Below are 12,907 nucleotides of genomic sequence, written 5' to 3'. Positions count from 1 at the left end.
TTTCCATAGAGAAAGGGCGCGGAATGCCAAGCCTTCCGCGCCCTTCCAATTGTTCGCTATTCAAGCGGATCGGTTCAGGCGACGGCCTTCTTGGCCTGCTCGACGATCCCCTTAAACGCTTCCGGCTCGTGCATCGCGATGTCCGCGAGGACCTTGCGATCGAGGTCGATGCCGCCGACCTTCAGCGCGTGCATGAAGGTGCCGTAGGTCATGCCTTCGGCGCGCACGGCCGCGTTGATGCGCTGGATCCACAGGGCGCGGAAGCTGCGCTTCTTGGCCTTGCGGTCGCGATAGGCGTACTGGCCGGCCTTTTCGACCGCCTGGCGCGCGATGCGGATGGTGTTCTTGCGACGGCCATAATAGCCCTTCGCCGACTTCAGGATCCGCTTGTGCTTGGCGCGCGTGGTGACGCCGCGTTTAACTCGTGCCATCGATCCGTCTCCTTACTTCAGCCCGTAGGGCGCCCACTGCTTGATCGTCTTCGTCTCGCAGGCGTCCAGCACGGTCGTGCCGCGGTTGGTACGGATATACTTGGCGTTGTGGCTGATCAGGCGGTGACGCTTGCCAGCGACGCCGTGCTTGATCTTGCCGGTAGCGGTCATCTTGAAGCGCTTCTTGACGCCGCTCTTGGTCTTCAGTTTCGGCATTTTCGTCTCCTTGTGGCCCCTCGCTCGCGCGATGGACGACGATTTCAACCTGCCTCGGCAGCCTTGATGGCCGGACCGGTCGGATTTCCAATGATTTGGACAATCGGGGGCGCTCTTAGAGAGGCGCCGCCGATTCTGCAAGCCTAGTCGAAGAGGCTCGACACGCTGCTTTCGTCCGCGATCCGGCTGATCGCTTCGCCAAAGAGCGGGGCGATGGTGAGTTTGCGGATCTTGTCGCTGTCGATCATTCCCTCGTGGTGGATCGAATCGGTGACGACCAGCTCGGTCAGTTCAGACTTGGAGACGCGCGCTTCGGCAGCGCCCGACAGGACGCCGTGCGAACAGTAAGCGAGCACTTCCTTGGCGCCCTGCTCTTTCATCGCGGCGGCCGCGTTGCACAGCGTGCCGCCCGAATCGACGATGTCGTCGACGAGGATGCAGACCTGGCCCTCGACGTCGCCGATGATGTTCATCACCTCGGATTCGCCCGCGCGCTCGCGGCGCTTGTCGACGATCGCCAGCGGCGCGTTGTCGAGTCGCTTGGCGAGGCTGCGCGCGCGCACCACGCCGCCCACGTCGGGCGAGACGATGGTGAGGTCCTTCGAGCCGTAGCGCGCCTGGATATCGGCGGCCATGACGGGCGCTGCCCACAGGTTGTCGGTCGGGATGTCGAAAAAGCCCTGGATCTGGCCGGCGTGGAGATCCATCGTCAGCACGCGGTCGGCGCCCGCCTCGGTGATGAGGTTGGCGACGAGCTTGGCCGAGATCGGCGTGCGCGGCCCGGGTTTGCGGTCCTGCCGGGCATAGCCGAAATAGGGCAGCACCGCGGTGATCCGCTTGGCCGAGGCGCGGCGCAGCGTGTCGATCATGATGAGCAGTTCCATCATGTTGTCGTTGGCCGGGTAGCTGGTCGACTGGATCACGAACATGTCCTGCCCGCGCACATTCTCGTGCACCTCGACGAAGATTTCCTCGTCGGCGAAGCGCTTGACGCTGGCCTTGATCAGCGGGCTCTCGAGATAGTCGGCAATCGCCTTGGCGAGGGGAGGATTGGAGTTTCCGGCGAGCAGCTTCATCGAACAATTTCCCCTGTTGGCGCGCGTCAGTGCGGCGTCCTTAGCGGGGGGCGAGGGCAAAGGGCAAGCTTGTGACGCGCGTGTGACGCGGCTAGCGCTTTGGCCATGACGATCCGCATCGCCCTCGCCCAGCTCGACCAGCGCGTCGGTGACCTCGACGGCAACGCCGCCGCGATGCTCGAATGGCGCGCCAAAGCGAAGGCGCAAGGCGCCGACCTCGTCCTGTTCCCCGAGCTCCAGCTGACCGGCTATCCGCCCGAAGACCTGGTACTCAAGCCCGACTTCATTCGCCGCACGATGGAGGCGGCCGAGCGGCTGGCCGATGCGACCGCTCACGAGGGGCCCGCGATCCTCTTCGGGACGATTCATGCGGAGGGCGGGGCGAATTATAACGCGATGGTGCTGGCCGAGGACGGCAAGGTCGTCGCGCGGCGCCTCAAGCACGAGCTTCCCAATTACGGCACGTTCGACGAGCTGCGCGTGTTCGCGCCGGGCCCGCTGCCCGAGCCGATCGAGTGGCGCGGCGTCAAGCTGGGCCTCCCGATCTGCGAGGACATCTGGCTCGAACCCGTCTGTCATCACCTCAAGGCGGCCGGAGCGGAACTGCTGCTGGTCCCCAACGGCAGCCCCTACGAGCTGGGCAAAGACGAGATCCGCCAGGCGCTGGTGCGCGACCGGGTGACCGAGACCGGCCTGCCGCTCGCTTACGTCAACCGCGTCGGCGGACAGGACGAACTGGCCTTCGACGGGTCGAGTTTCGTGGTCAATCGCGGCGGCGAGATCGTCGTCCAGATGCGCGACTGGGACGAGGCGATGGTGGTCACCGACTGGGAGCAGGGCGAGGGCGGCTGGACCTGCACCACGCGCAGCCTCGAGCCGCTCGATCCCTATCCCGAGGACGTCTACCACGCGATGATGGTCGGGCTGGGCGACTATGTGAACCGCAATGGCTTTCCCGGCGTGATTCTCGGCCTGTCGGGCGGAATCGACAGCGCGCTTTCCGCCGCGATCGCGGTCGACGCACTAGGGGCCGATCGGGTCTGGTGCGTGATGATGCCGTCCGACTACACCAGCAGCGAAAGCCTCGAGGACGCCAAGGCCTGCGCCGAGATGCTGGGGTGCAAGTACGACATCATCCCGATCAAACCGGGCGTCGAGGCGATGGACGAGATGCTCGGCGGGGCAAGCGGGCTTGCGGCGGAGAATATCCAGTCGCGGCTGCGCATGGTGACGCTGATGGCGCTGTCCAACGCACACGGGCACATGCTGGTGACGACCGGTAACAAGAGCGAGATGAGCGTGGGCTATGCGACGCTCTACGGCGACATGTCGGGCGGCTACAATCCCTTGAAGGACGCCTACAAGACGACCGTGTTCGAGCTGTCGCGGTGGCGCAATTCCGTGAAGCCGCGCCGCGCGATGGGGCCCGACGGACCGGTCATGCCGGTGCGTATCATCGAAAAGCCGCCGAGCGCCGAACTGCGCCCCGACCAGAAGGACGAGGACAGCTTGCCGCCTTATGCCAAGCTCGACCGAATGCTCGAGGCGCTGGTCGAGGACGAGGTTTCTGTAGCCGAGGCCGCGCGCATCACCGGGGTCGACGAGGCGACAGTGCGCGAGATCGAGCGCAAGCTGCTGCTGGCCGAATATAAGCGCCGCCAGGCCCCGCCGGGGGTCAAGATCGGGCGGCGCAACTTCGGGCGCGACCGCCGCTACCCGATCACCAATTTCTTCCGCACCGGACGCTAGGACCGATGCGGATCCATCATCGATCGAAGGGGAGAAGCATGAAGAAACTGATCCTGACAGCCGCCGCCACGCTGGTGCTGGCCGCCTGCGGCGAGGCCGACGCGCCCGTCGAAGAAGCGACCACCAACGAGGTCGTCGAGGAAGCGGCCGAGGCTGCACCTGCCGAACCCGCGGGCAGCATCGAGGGCAATCTCACGCTGACCGCGATGGGCGGCCAGCCGGTGCCCGATACGGTCCAAGTCTCGGGCAGCGCGTCGGGCGGCAAGATCAGCCTGAAATCGCACTGCGCCAACATGAGCTGGCCGTTCGAACTCAACGGCAATCTCATCACCATGGGCGAGGGCTCGGGCGTCTCGGGTGGCTGCGTCGCCGACCGCACGACTTACGAATATGCCGTCGCCAAGGCGATGAACCAGGCCAACATCGCCATGTTCAACGAAGGCGAAGTGATGCTGTCGGGCCCGGGCGGGTCCGTCACGCTGGCGATGAAGTGATGCGCCGCGGCTTCCTTCTGTTCCTGGCCGGCGCGCTTGCCGTCTCCGGCTGCAATCAGGAGGAGGCCGCGCCATCGATGCCGGTCGAGGACGCATTGCCGGAAGCGCGCGAAGAGACGATCGTCCTTCCGGTCGGCGCGACCACGCCGCCGATGTTCGAAGGCGAATGGCGCGTCGCCGGGGTCGACCGACAGGAGATCGACATCGGCTGGGCAATGACCGCCTCGATCGATGCCGACGCGATCACGATCGTCTCCCAATGCATGACCTTTTCGCGCAGCTACACGCGCGAGGGAATGACGCTGGGCATGCCCGACGTCCCGCCCGCCACCGGGCGGATCGAACCGCCTGCGCCGGTCTGCGCGCGGATGCCCTTGCCGGAGGAACAGGCGGTGTCCAAGGCGCTGCAAGGCGCGACCCTCACCTATCGCCTTCCCGACAACTCGCTGGTGCTCGACGGGGAGGGGGGCAGTCTCACCCTCTTCACCCAATAGGCACGACGCGCTAGGCGCACGGCCATGAGTGTCACCACCCGCTTCGCGCCTTCGCCCACGGGCCGCCTCCATGTCGGCAATATCCGTACCGCGCTCCACAACTTCCTGTTCGCGCGCGCGACCGGCGGGCGCTTCCTGCTGCGGCTGGACGATACCGATGCGGCGCGCTCGACCGCCGACTATGCGCGGCTGATCGGGGAGGATCTCGACTGGCTCGGGCTCGCGCCCGACGCGCGCGTGCGCCAGTCGGACCGGTTCGACGTCTACGAGACGGCGTTCGAGCGGTTGCGCGCGGCCGGGCGGATCTACGCCTGCTACGAAACGCCCGAAGAGCTCGACCTGAGGCGCAAGGTGTTGCTCGGACGTGGTCTTCCGCCCGTCTACGAGCGTCGGCCCGACGGCGCGCCGGTACCCGAGGGGCGCAGTCCTCATTGGCGCTTCCGGCTCGATCACGACGCGCCGATCGAATGGGACGACGCGATCCGCGGCCACCAGAAATTCGATCCCGGACTGATCAGCGACCCGGTCGTGCGACGCGAAGACGGCAGCTGGCTCTACATGCTGCCGAGCGTGATCGACGATATCGACCTCGGCGTCACCCACATCGTTCGCGGCGAGGATCACGTCACCAACTCGGCGATCCAGATGCAGATGTTCGACGCGCTCGGCGCGGCGCGGCCGCAGCTGGCGCACGAGGCATTGCTGGTCGCGGCTGAAGGCAAATTGTCCAAGCGACTGGGCTCGGCGGGGGTCGAGGAAATGCAGGCGCGCGGCCTCGAGCCGATGGCGCTGCTGTCGCTGCTCGCGCGGATCGGGACCTCGCAGCCGGTCGAACCCGTCGCCTCGCTCGACGCACTGGCGGAAGGTTTCTCGTTCGATCATTTCGGGCGCGCCCCGGCGCGGTTCGACTGGGGGGAGGTCGAGCAGCTCAACGCCAAACTGCTCCACGCGATGGACCATCACGAGGTCGCCGACCGATTGCCCGAGGGCGCGGACGAGGCGGTGTGGAATGCGTTGCGCGGCAACGTCGCCCACCTCGGCGAGGTCGCGGACTGGCTGCCCGTCCTGCGCGGCGAGATCGAGGTCGGGGCGAACGAGGAAGACCGCGAGTTTCTCGCGCGAGCGGCGGAGACGGCCGAGGGAATCGAGTGGGACGGCGACGCGTGGAAGACGCTGACGGACGAACTCAAGGCGGAGACGGGTCGCAAGGGCCGGGCGCTCTTCCACCCGCTGCGCCGCGCCCTGACGGGGCGCGACAGCGGACCCGAAATGGCCGTCCTGTTGCCGCTGATCGGCAAGGACCGCGCCTTGAAACGGCTCCGCGCCTGACACGGGCGGCTCCAGTCATCTGCGGTTCATTGTAACATTATAACATGACTTGTCTCGAAAGGAGGCCTGTCATGCTCGCTTATGCTCCCCGTTCGCGCCCCACTCCTTCTCCGTCCTCGCTGGCCCTCGTCATCGGTCTGCACGGCGTCGCGCTTGCACTGCTTGTGACCTCGCGCCCCGACTTCGTCTTTCCGGAAGCCCCAACCCGCACCGAGATCTACGACGTGCCCGTCGTCCCGCCCGAGCCGCTCGATCCGGTCGAGGCCGTGCCGAAGAGCGCGCCGTCGCAGCCGCGTGTTCCGACGCCCGCGGTGCAGTTGCCGATCGCGGGGCCGACCATCGATTTCGCGCCGGTGATCGAGGACATTCCCCTCGGCGACATGGTCGTCGCCGACGGGCCGCTGGTCGAGGACGGGTCAGGCGAGCTTTCGGTTCCGACCGTGTTCGAGGCAGCGCGGCCGAAGACTCCGGCCGATCTTGTCCGCCCTCCCTACCCCGCATCCAAGATTCGCAGCGGAGAGGAGGCGACGATCCAGCTTCGCCTGCACATCGATGCCAAGGGCCGCGTGACCGCGGTCGAGCCCGCCGCGGATGCCGACCCCGCCTTCTTCCGCGCCGCCGAGAAGCATATCCGCCGCAACTGGCGCTACGCCCCGGCAAAGGAAGACGGGCGCGCGGTCGCGAGCCAGATGGTCGTCTCGATCCGCTTCGAGATGATCGACTGACCGATCCCTGAAAGACCGGGGCGCGTCGAGCCTCTGGCAGACGCGGCCCGCTCGCCCTATGGAGGGCCGATGGCCATCATGCCCCCCTTCGTCGGCCCGCGCGCCGCCTTCAAGGACCTGCGCGCCTTCCTGCGCGGGCGCAGCCGAGAACAGCGTCTCGGCGCGGTCCTCGCCGTGTTGTCGACGACGCTGATCGTGCTCCTGTTCATGATCGACTCGAAGGTGAACACCGCGCCCGAGCCGACGATTACCTATGTCGAAAGCTGGAACGCGAACCGGACCGACGAGGAGATCGTCGCCGACAACGAGAAGCGCCAGGCCGAGAAGGAAGCGGCGATCGAGGCGCGGCGGCAGGCGTTCGAGGACCTCGAGAAGCTCAACAATTCGATCGGGCTGGAGTGACGGACAGCGCGGCGCACGAACGCTGGATGGCGCGCGCGCTCGAGCTGTCTCGCGAGGCGCGCGGCACGACTGCGCCCAATCCCAATGTCGGCTGCGTCATCGTCAAAGACGGCGCCATCGTCGGCGAGGGCGCGACCGGTCCGGGAGGACGCCCGCATGCCGAGGCGGTCGCCATCGAGCAAGCGGGCGACAAGGCGAAAGGTGCGACGCTCTACACCACGCTCGAACCCTGCGCGCACGACAGCCATCGCGGGCCGACCTGTTCGCGGCTGATTCCCGAAGCAGGCATCGTCACGGTCGTCTCCGCGATCGAAGATCCCGACCCGCGCACCGCGGGCAGCGGTCTCGACTGCCTGCGCGACGCCGGCGTCGAGGTGATCGAGGGAATTGGCGCTCTCGAAGCCCGCGAGGCGATGGCGGGATTCCTGATGCGGATCGTCGAGGGTCGGCCTTACGTGACGCTCAAGCTGGCGCTGTCGATCGACGGCAAGATCGCGCTTCCCTCGGGCGAATCGAAATGGATCACGGGCGAGGATGCGCGCGCGCACGTCCATCTGGAGCGCGCCCATGCCGACATGATCCTCGTCGGGCGCGGCACGTTCGTCGCCGACCGACCCGGCCTCGACGTGCGCCTGCCGGGGCTCGAGGAACGCTCGCCGCGTCGCGCCCTGCTGACGCGCGGCAACGGGGCCGATGCGGCGGGCTGGGAAATCCTCAATGACCCCGAAGACATCTTCCGTCTCGAGGACGTCAACGACCTTCTCGTCGAGGGCGGGTCGGGGGCGGCAAGCGCCTTCCTCAAGGCCGATCTCGTCGACCGTATCCTTATCTACCGCGCCCCGATCCTGATCGGCGAGGGCAAGTCCTCGGTCGGCTATATCGGGCTCGACCGGATCGCGGATGCGCATGGCCGCTGGCGGGTGGGCGACGGGACGATGCTTGGCATCGACCGGCTCGAAGTCTACGAGCGCGTTCGGACCTGACGAGGAGAGGCGCGATCTTCACCGGCATCATTACCGACATCGGCACCATCCGCGCGGTCGAACCGCGCGAGGACCTGCGCCTCACGATCGGCTGCGGCTACGACATGGACGGGGTCGACATGGGCGCCTCGATCGCCTGTTCGGGCGCGTGCCTGACCGTGGTCGACAAGGGCGAGGACTGGTTCGCGGTCGACCTTAGCCAGGAAAGCGTGTCCAAGACCGCGCCGGGCCTGTGGGTCGAAGGCGGGCGGTTGAATCTCGAACGCGCGCTCAAGGTCGGCGACGAGCTGGGCGGGCACATCGTCACGGGCCACGTCGACGGGATCGCCGAAGTCGTCGCGGTCGAGGAAGTGGGCGGCTCGCTCAAGGTGACCATCGACGCACCGCGCGCGCTGGCAGGCGCGATCGCGGCCAAGGGATCGATCTCGCTCGACGGCGTGTCGCTGACCGTCAACACGGTCGAGGACAGCGCCGCGGCCGCGCGCTTCACCGTCAACCTCGTGCCCCACACCGCCGCGCACACCACCTTCGACGCGATCACAGCCGGACGGCATCTCAACGTCGAAATCGACGTTCTGGCCCGCTATCTGGAGCGCATGCTCGCCAGCCGCATGTGATTTTTCGGATGGTATATCACATTTCAGTGTGATAGTGCGCCGCTCATGTCCACCAAGCTGATTGAAAAAGTCACCGCCCTCGTCGAGACCGGCGAGATGAGCCGTGCGGGTTTGGCCCGCGCCGCCGGCCTCCATCCCAACAGCCTGCGCAAGCTCGGCCAGTCCGATTGGAACCCGACCGCCGACACGCTCGGCCGGCTGGAGAAGCTGATCGGCAAGGCCGACGTGCTGGTCGGCGCCGAGGAAATCATCGACGAAGCGCGCAACGGGCGCATGTTCATCCTTGTCGACGACGACGACCGCGAGAATGAGGGCGACCTCGTCATCCCCGCGCAAATGGCGACCCCCGAGGCGATCAACTTCATGGCGCGCCACGGGCGCGGGCTGATTTGCCTGTCGCTGACCAAGGAACGGGTCGACCAGCTCGGCCTGCCGCCGATGGCGAGCGTCAACCGCGAGAGCATGCAGACCGCCTTCACCGTCTCGATCGAGGCGAAGGAGGGGGTCACCACCGGCATTTCGGCGGCCGACCGCGCGCGCACCGTGTCGGTCGCGATCGACGGCACCAAGGGTCCCGACGACATCGTCACGCCGGGCCATGTCTTTCCGCTTACCGCGCAGCCGGGCGGGGTGCTGGTGCGCGCAGGCCATACCGAAGCGGCAGTCGACGTATCGCGGCTGGCCGGCCTCAACCCGTCGGGCGTGATCTGCGAGATCATGCGCGAGGACGGGACGATGGCGCGTCTCGACGACCTGATCGATTTCGCCGCGCAGCACGGCATGAAGATCGGCACCATCCGCGACCTCATCGCCTATCGCCTCAAGAAGGATCACATGGTGGTCGAGGTGTCGGGCACGCGCTTCACTTCCGAAAGCGGCGCGGGCTGGCACGCGCGCGTGTTCCGCGACAAGGCGACCGGCGCCGAACAGATGGCGCTGGTCCACGGCAGCATCGATCCCGACACGCCGACCTTGGTGCGCATGCACAGCCTCGACCTCTTCTCCGACGTGCTCGGTGAGCAAGGTGAGCGCGCAGGGCTGTTGAAGGGCGCGATGCGGATGATCGAGAAGCAGGGCGACGGAGTGATCGTCGCGCTCCACGCTGCGTCGCCGGGATCGCTCAGCCGCGCGACCGACCTGCGCTCGGGCAAGCCCGCGCCGACGGGTGACGCGCTGCGCAGCTACGGCATCGGCGCGCAGATCCTCGCCGCGCTCGGCATCCACGACATGATCCTGCTGTCGAACACGCGCCATTCGCCGGTCGCGCTCGACGGCTATGGTTTGAAGATCGTCGAAGAGCGCGCGATCGAAACGGGAGACGCCTGATGGCCCACATCCTTATCGTCGAAGCGCGCTTCTACGGCGACCTCAACGACATGCTGATCGCGGGTGTGCGCCGCGCGCTCGACGCCGAGGGGCACAGCCACGAAACGATCACCGTTCCCGGCGCGCTCGAGCTGCCGGGCGCGGTGGCGATGGCCGCCGAAAGCGGGCGCTACGACGCGTTCGTGGCGGTCGGGATCGTCATTCGCGGCGAGACCTACCATTTCGAGATCGTGGCCGGTGAAAGCGCGCGCGGGCTGATGGCGCTGACCATGGACGGGGTCGCGCTCGGCAACGCCATCCTGACCGTCGAGAACCGCGACCAGGCCGAGGTGCGCGCCGATCCCGAACGCAAGGACAAGGGCGGCGAAGCGGCCAGGGCGGCGCTTGCGCTCCTCGACCTCAGGCAGAAATTCTCGGCCTAGCGCTCGACCTCGATCCACAGCTCGTTGCGGCGCAGCGGGCCGGGCATGGCAGGCGAGTTGTAGAAGGCGTGAACCATCGGCGCGCCGGTGGGCTTGAACCCCTTCGCAGCGATCCATTCCGTCAGGTGCGCTTCCTCGACGTCGAAATCGACGTCCTCGGGGCGCCCGTCGAACTCGATCACCGCGACGCGGCGCGGGGGGAGCTGTTCGAGCGTGACGCCCGCGGGCGGGTCGGGCAGGTCGGCGCGCGCATAGTCCTCGGGCATCACGAACCGGACCGTCCAGGTCGACGCCTCGCCTTCCTCCTGCATGACTGGCACCGTCATCGGCACCTCGTCCCCGTCATGGCTGCGCGCGAAGATATAGTCGGCGAGCGTCTTGAAGCCGGCGCGGATGGCGGGGCGGCGCTCGCCCGCGACGCTGGTCTGCGCGACCCACATCGAGCCATAGTCCCGCAGCGCAAACGGTCCATCCTCCTCGACCGGCGCGAACGGGGGTTCGGGGGTGGCGCGTTCGCGGATCAGGTAGCGCGCGCCGCCGACGAGCGCGAGGCCGGCCAGTAGGCCGCCGCCGATCGCCCATTTCTTCCACTTGGGGTCCATCAGGCCTTCGCCTCCTCGAGCGTGGGATAATCGTTATAGCCTTCGGGACCTCGCGAATAGAAGGTCTTGGGGTTCCAGTCGGCAAGCGGCGCGCCGTCGCGGAAGCGGCGCACGAGATCGGGATTGGAAATGAACGGGCGTCCGTAGGCGATGAAATCGCAAATGCCCTCGTCGAGCAGCGCCTGCCCGCTGTCGCAGCGCAGGTCCGAGTTGAGACCGATCATGCCCGAATAGACCTTGCGCATCGCGGGGCTGACGCGGTCCTCGTCAGTGCCGACGAAAGTCGATTCCTCGCCCGGCTCGCGCATCTCGATCCACGGGATCGAAAGGTCTTCGAGGACACGCGCGACGGCAGTGAACAGTCCCTCGGGATCGGGATCGTCGCAGCCGTTGACCTCGCCGATGGGGGAAAAGCGGATCGCGGTGCGCGCCGTGCCGACCGCGGCGGCAACGCCCTCGAGCACTTCGCGCACGAAGCGGGCGCGGTTCTCGGCGCTGCCTCCGTACTCGTCGTCGCGCTGGTTGGCGCGTAGGAACTGGTCGACGAGATAGCCATTGGCGCCGTGGACCTGCACGCCGTCGAACCCTGCACGGATGGCGTTGGCAGCGGCATGGGCGTAGTCGCCGACGACGCGCGCGATCTCGTCTTTCGACAGCGCCTTGGCCTCGACCGGGTCCTTCTTGCCCTCATAGGTGTGGAGGCGGTGCGGACCCGCGGTCGCGCTTGCCGACACGGGCTGGCCGTCCCCCAGATCGGGGTGGACGAGGCGACCCATGTGCCACAGTTGCGCGACGATGCGCCCGCCAGCCTCGTGGACCGCCTCGGTGACCGGTTTCCAGCCCTCGACCTGTTCTTCGCTCCACAGGCCGGGCGCATAGGGCCAGCCCAGCCCTTCGCGGCTGATGCCGGTGCCCTCGGAGATGATCAGACCTGCGGACGCGCGCTGACGATAATAGTCGACCGCGAGCGGGCCATGGACCCCGCGCGCGTCGGCGCGGCCGCGGGTGAGCGGAGCCATGACGACACGGTTGGGGCACTCGATCGCGCCGAGGCTGATGGGGTCGAAGAGGCTGGGCATCGGGTCCTTCCGCTCATGCTGCATTGCGCAAAATGCGCGAGGCGCGCGCTTGTATCCATCCGGAAATTGACGCACGGGCGGTCCATGCGGACACGCGAGACCACACTGGCCTTCATGGCCCTGATGATCGGGTCGGCGGCGCTCGCGCTCGGACCGTGGCTGGTTCGGATCGCGGGCGTGGGGCCGGTCGCGGCGGGCTTCTGGCGACTGGCGCTGGCCGTGCCGATGCTCGCCCTCGTCGCGCTCGCGCTCGGCCAGTCGCTCAAGGCGCCGCCGAAAAAGGCGATGCTGCTGGTCGCGGTCGGTTCCTTCTTTTTCGCCGCCGACCTCGCCAGCTGGCACATCGGCATCCACCTCACCAAGCTCGGCAACGCGACGCTGTTCGGCAATTTCGGCAGCTTCCTGTTCGCGGTCTACGGACTGGTGCTGCTGCGCACGCTCCCGACGCGCGCGCAGGGTCTCGCGCTGTTCCTGGCAGCGTTCGGCGCGGTGCTACTCCTCTCGGGAAGCCTCGAGATCAGCCTTGCGAACCTGCGCGGCGATCTTCTCGCGCTGCTCGCGGGGCTGCTCTACACCGGCTACCTCATTTCGATCGACCGCGTGCGCAAGACCATCGACGCGCTGCCGATCATCTTCTGGGCGAGCCTGGCGGGCGCGGTATGGATCCTGCCGATGGCGATCCTGTCGGGCGACCGGATGATCCCCGAGGAATGGAGCCATGTCGCCTTGCTCGCTTTCTCGAGCCAGCTCGTCGGGCAGGGGCTGCTGGTCTATGCGATCGGGCGCCTGCCGCCGCTGGTGGTGGGCATCGGTCTTCTCACCCAGGTCGCAATCGCCGCGGCGGTCGGCTGGCTCGTCTACGGCGAGGCGTTCGCGCCGCTCGACTGGGTCGGGGCGATCGCGATCGGGGTCGCGCTGGTGCTCATCCGCTTGCGCCCGCGCCCGATTGCCACCACTTAAGG

General features: G+C 67.3%; 16 protein-coding genes. 11 read left to right on the top strand and 5 right to left on the bottom strand.

Annotated features, from left to right (window positions below):
• Nucleotides 1–74: 74 nt before the first annotated feature.
• From rplT to NNY25_RS01250, 3 genes are all read right to left on the bottom strand, one after another.
• The gene (gene rplT / locus NNY25_RS01260) at nt 75–431 is read right to left on the bottom strand and encodes a 50S ribosomal protein L20 (RefSeq protein ID WP_265569544.1); all 357 of its coding nucleotides are present in this window, start codon (nt 429–431) and stop codon (nt 75–77) included.
• 12 nt (nt 432–443) lie between these two features.
• Entirely contained in the window at nt 444–647 is a 204-nt protein-coding gene (gene rpmI / locus NNY25_RS01255) for a 50S ribosomal protein L35 (protein ID WP_265569543.1), read from the bottom strand.
• A 143-nt stretch (nt 648–790) separates the two neighbouring features.
• A complete protein-coding gene (locus NNY25_RS01250; protein ID WP_265569542.1) occupies nt 791–1,723 on the bottom strand; it encodes a ribose-phosphate pyrophosphokinase in 933 nt (310 codons plus the stop codon).
• A gap of 105 nt (nt 1,724–1,828) precedes the next feature.
• Between NNY25_RS01250 and NNY25_RS01245 the strand changes: the two genes are divergently transcribed.
• The 10 genes from NNY25_RS01245 (at nt 1,829) to ribH (ending at nt 10,264) form a co-directional block, all read left to right on the top strand.
• Nucleotides 1,829–3,472: an NAD+ synthase gene (locus NNY25_RS01245; protein ID WP_420854299.1), complete on the top strand. Its 1,644-nt coding sequence runs from the start codon at nt 1,829–1,831 to the stop codon at nt 3,470–3,472.
• A gap of 38 nt (nt 3,473–3,510) precedes the next feature.
• Nucleotides 3,511–3,966: a hypothetical protein gene (locus NNY25_RS01240; protein ID WP_265569540.1), complete on the top strand. Its 456-nt coding sequence runs from the start codon at nt 3,511–3,513 to the stop codon at nt 3,964–3,966.
• On the top strand, nt 3,966–4,460 hold the full coding sequence (locus tag NNY25_RS01235) for an META domain-containing protein (RefSeq protein WP_265569539.1): 495 nt from the start codon (nt 3,966–3,968) through the stop codon (nt 4,458–4,460). The genes NNY25_RS01240 and NNY25_RS01235 overlap by 1 nt, the downstream gene beginning before the upstream one ends.
• A gap of 24 nt (nt 4,461–4,484) precedes the next feature.
• The gene (locus NNY25_RS01230; protein ID WP_265569538.1) at nt 4,485–5,789 is read left to right on the top strand and encodes a glutamate--tRNA ligase; all 1,305 of its coding nucleotides are present in this window, start codon (nt 4,485–4,487) and stop codon (nt 5,787–5,789) included.
• 71 nt (nt 5,790–5,860) lie between these two features.
• Entirely contained in the window at nt 5,861–6,514 is a 654-nt protein-coding gene (locus NNY25_RS01225; RefSeq protein ID WP_265569537.1) for an energy transducer TonB, read from the top strand.
• 69 nt (nt 6,515–6,583) lie between these two features.
• Nucleotides 6,584–6,916, top strand: coding sequence for a hypothetical protein (locus NNY25_RS01220; protein WP_265569536.1), 333 nt, complete (start codon nt 6,584–6,586; stop codon nt 6,914–6,916).
• Nucleotides 6,913–7,899, top strand: coding sequence for a bifunctional diaminohydroxyphosphoribosylaminopyrimidine deaminase/5-amino-6-(5-phosphoribosylamino)uracil reductase RibD (ribD, locus tag NNY25_RS01215; protein ID WP_265569535.1), 987 nt, complete (start codon nt 6,913–6,915; stop codon nt 7,897–7,899). The genes NNY25_RS01220 and ribD overlap by 4 nt, the downstream gene beginning before the upstream one ends.
• Nucleotides 7,900–7,913: 14 nt before the next feature.
• Nucleotides 7,914–8,516 (top strand): riboflavin synthase, encoded by a 603-nt coding sequence (locus NNY25_RS01210; protein ID WP_265571421.1) that lies wholly within the window; start codon nt 7,914–7,916, stop codon nt 8,514–8,516.
• A 45-nt stretch (nt 8,517–8,561) separates the two neighbouring features.
• Nucleotides 8,562–9,842: a 3,4-dihydroxy-2-butanone-4-phosphate synthase gene (ribB, locus tag NNY25_RS01205; RefSeq protein WP_265569534.1), complete on the top strand. Its 1,281-nt coding sequence runs from the start codon at nt 8,562–8,564 to the stop codon at nt 9,840–9,842.
• Nucleotides 9,842–10,264: a 6,7-dimethyl-8-ribityllumazine synthase gene (ribH, locus tag NNY25_RS01200; RefSeq protein WP_265569533.1), complete on the top strand. Its 423-nt coding sequence runs from the start codon at nt 9,842–9,844 to the stop codon at nt 10,262–10,264. Before ribB ends, ribH begins: the two co-directional genes overlap by 1 nt.
• Here the strand turns inward: ribH and NNY25_RS01195 are convergent.
• A complete protein-coding gene (locus NNY25_RS01195) occupies nt 10,261–10,866 on the bottom strand; it encodes an SOUL family heme-binding protein (protein ID WP_265569532.1) in 606 nt (201 codons plus the stop codon). The genes ribH and NNY25_RS01195 overlap by 4 nt on opposite strands.
• Nucleotides 10,866–11,945, bottom strand: a complete 1,080-nt coding sequence (locus NNY25_RS01190) for an alkene reductase (RefSeq protein ID WP_265569531.1) — start codon at nt 11,943–11,945, stop codon at nt 10,866–10,868. The genes NNY25_RS01195 and NNY25_RS01190 overlap by 1 nt, the downstream gene beginning before the upstream one ends.
• Before the next feature lie 84 nt (nt 11,946–12,029).
• Here NNY25_RS01190 and NNY25_RS01185 point away from each other — a divergent pair, with 84 nt between their 5' ends.
• Nucleotides 12,030–12,905, top strand: coding sequence for a DMT family transporter (locus tag NNY25_RS01185; protein ID WP_265569530.1), 876 nt, complete (start codon nt 12,030–12,032; stop codon nt 12,903–12,905).
• Nucleotides 12,906–12,907 lie beyond the last annotated feature (2 nt).

It is taken from the genome of Sphingomicrobium nitratireducens (assembly GCF_026157035.1).
Classification (GTDB): Bacteria; Pseudomonadota; Alphaproteobacteria; order Sphingomonadales; family Sphingomonadaceae; genus Sphingomicrobium; species Sphingomicrobium nitratireducens.
This window is presented reverse-complemented; position numbering and strand designations above follow the sequence as displayed.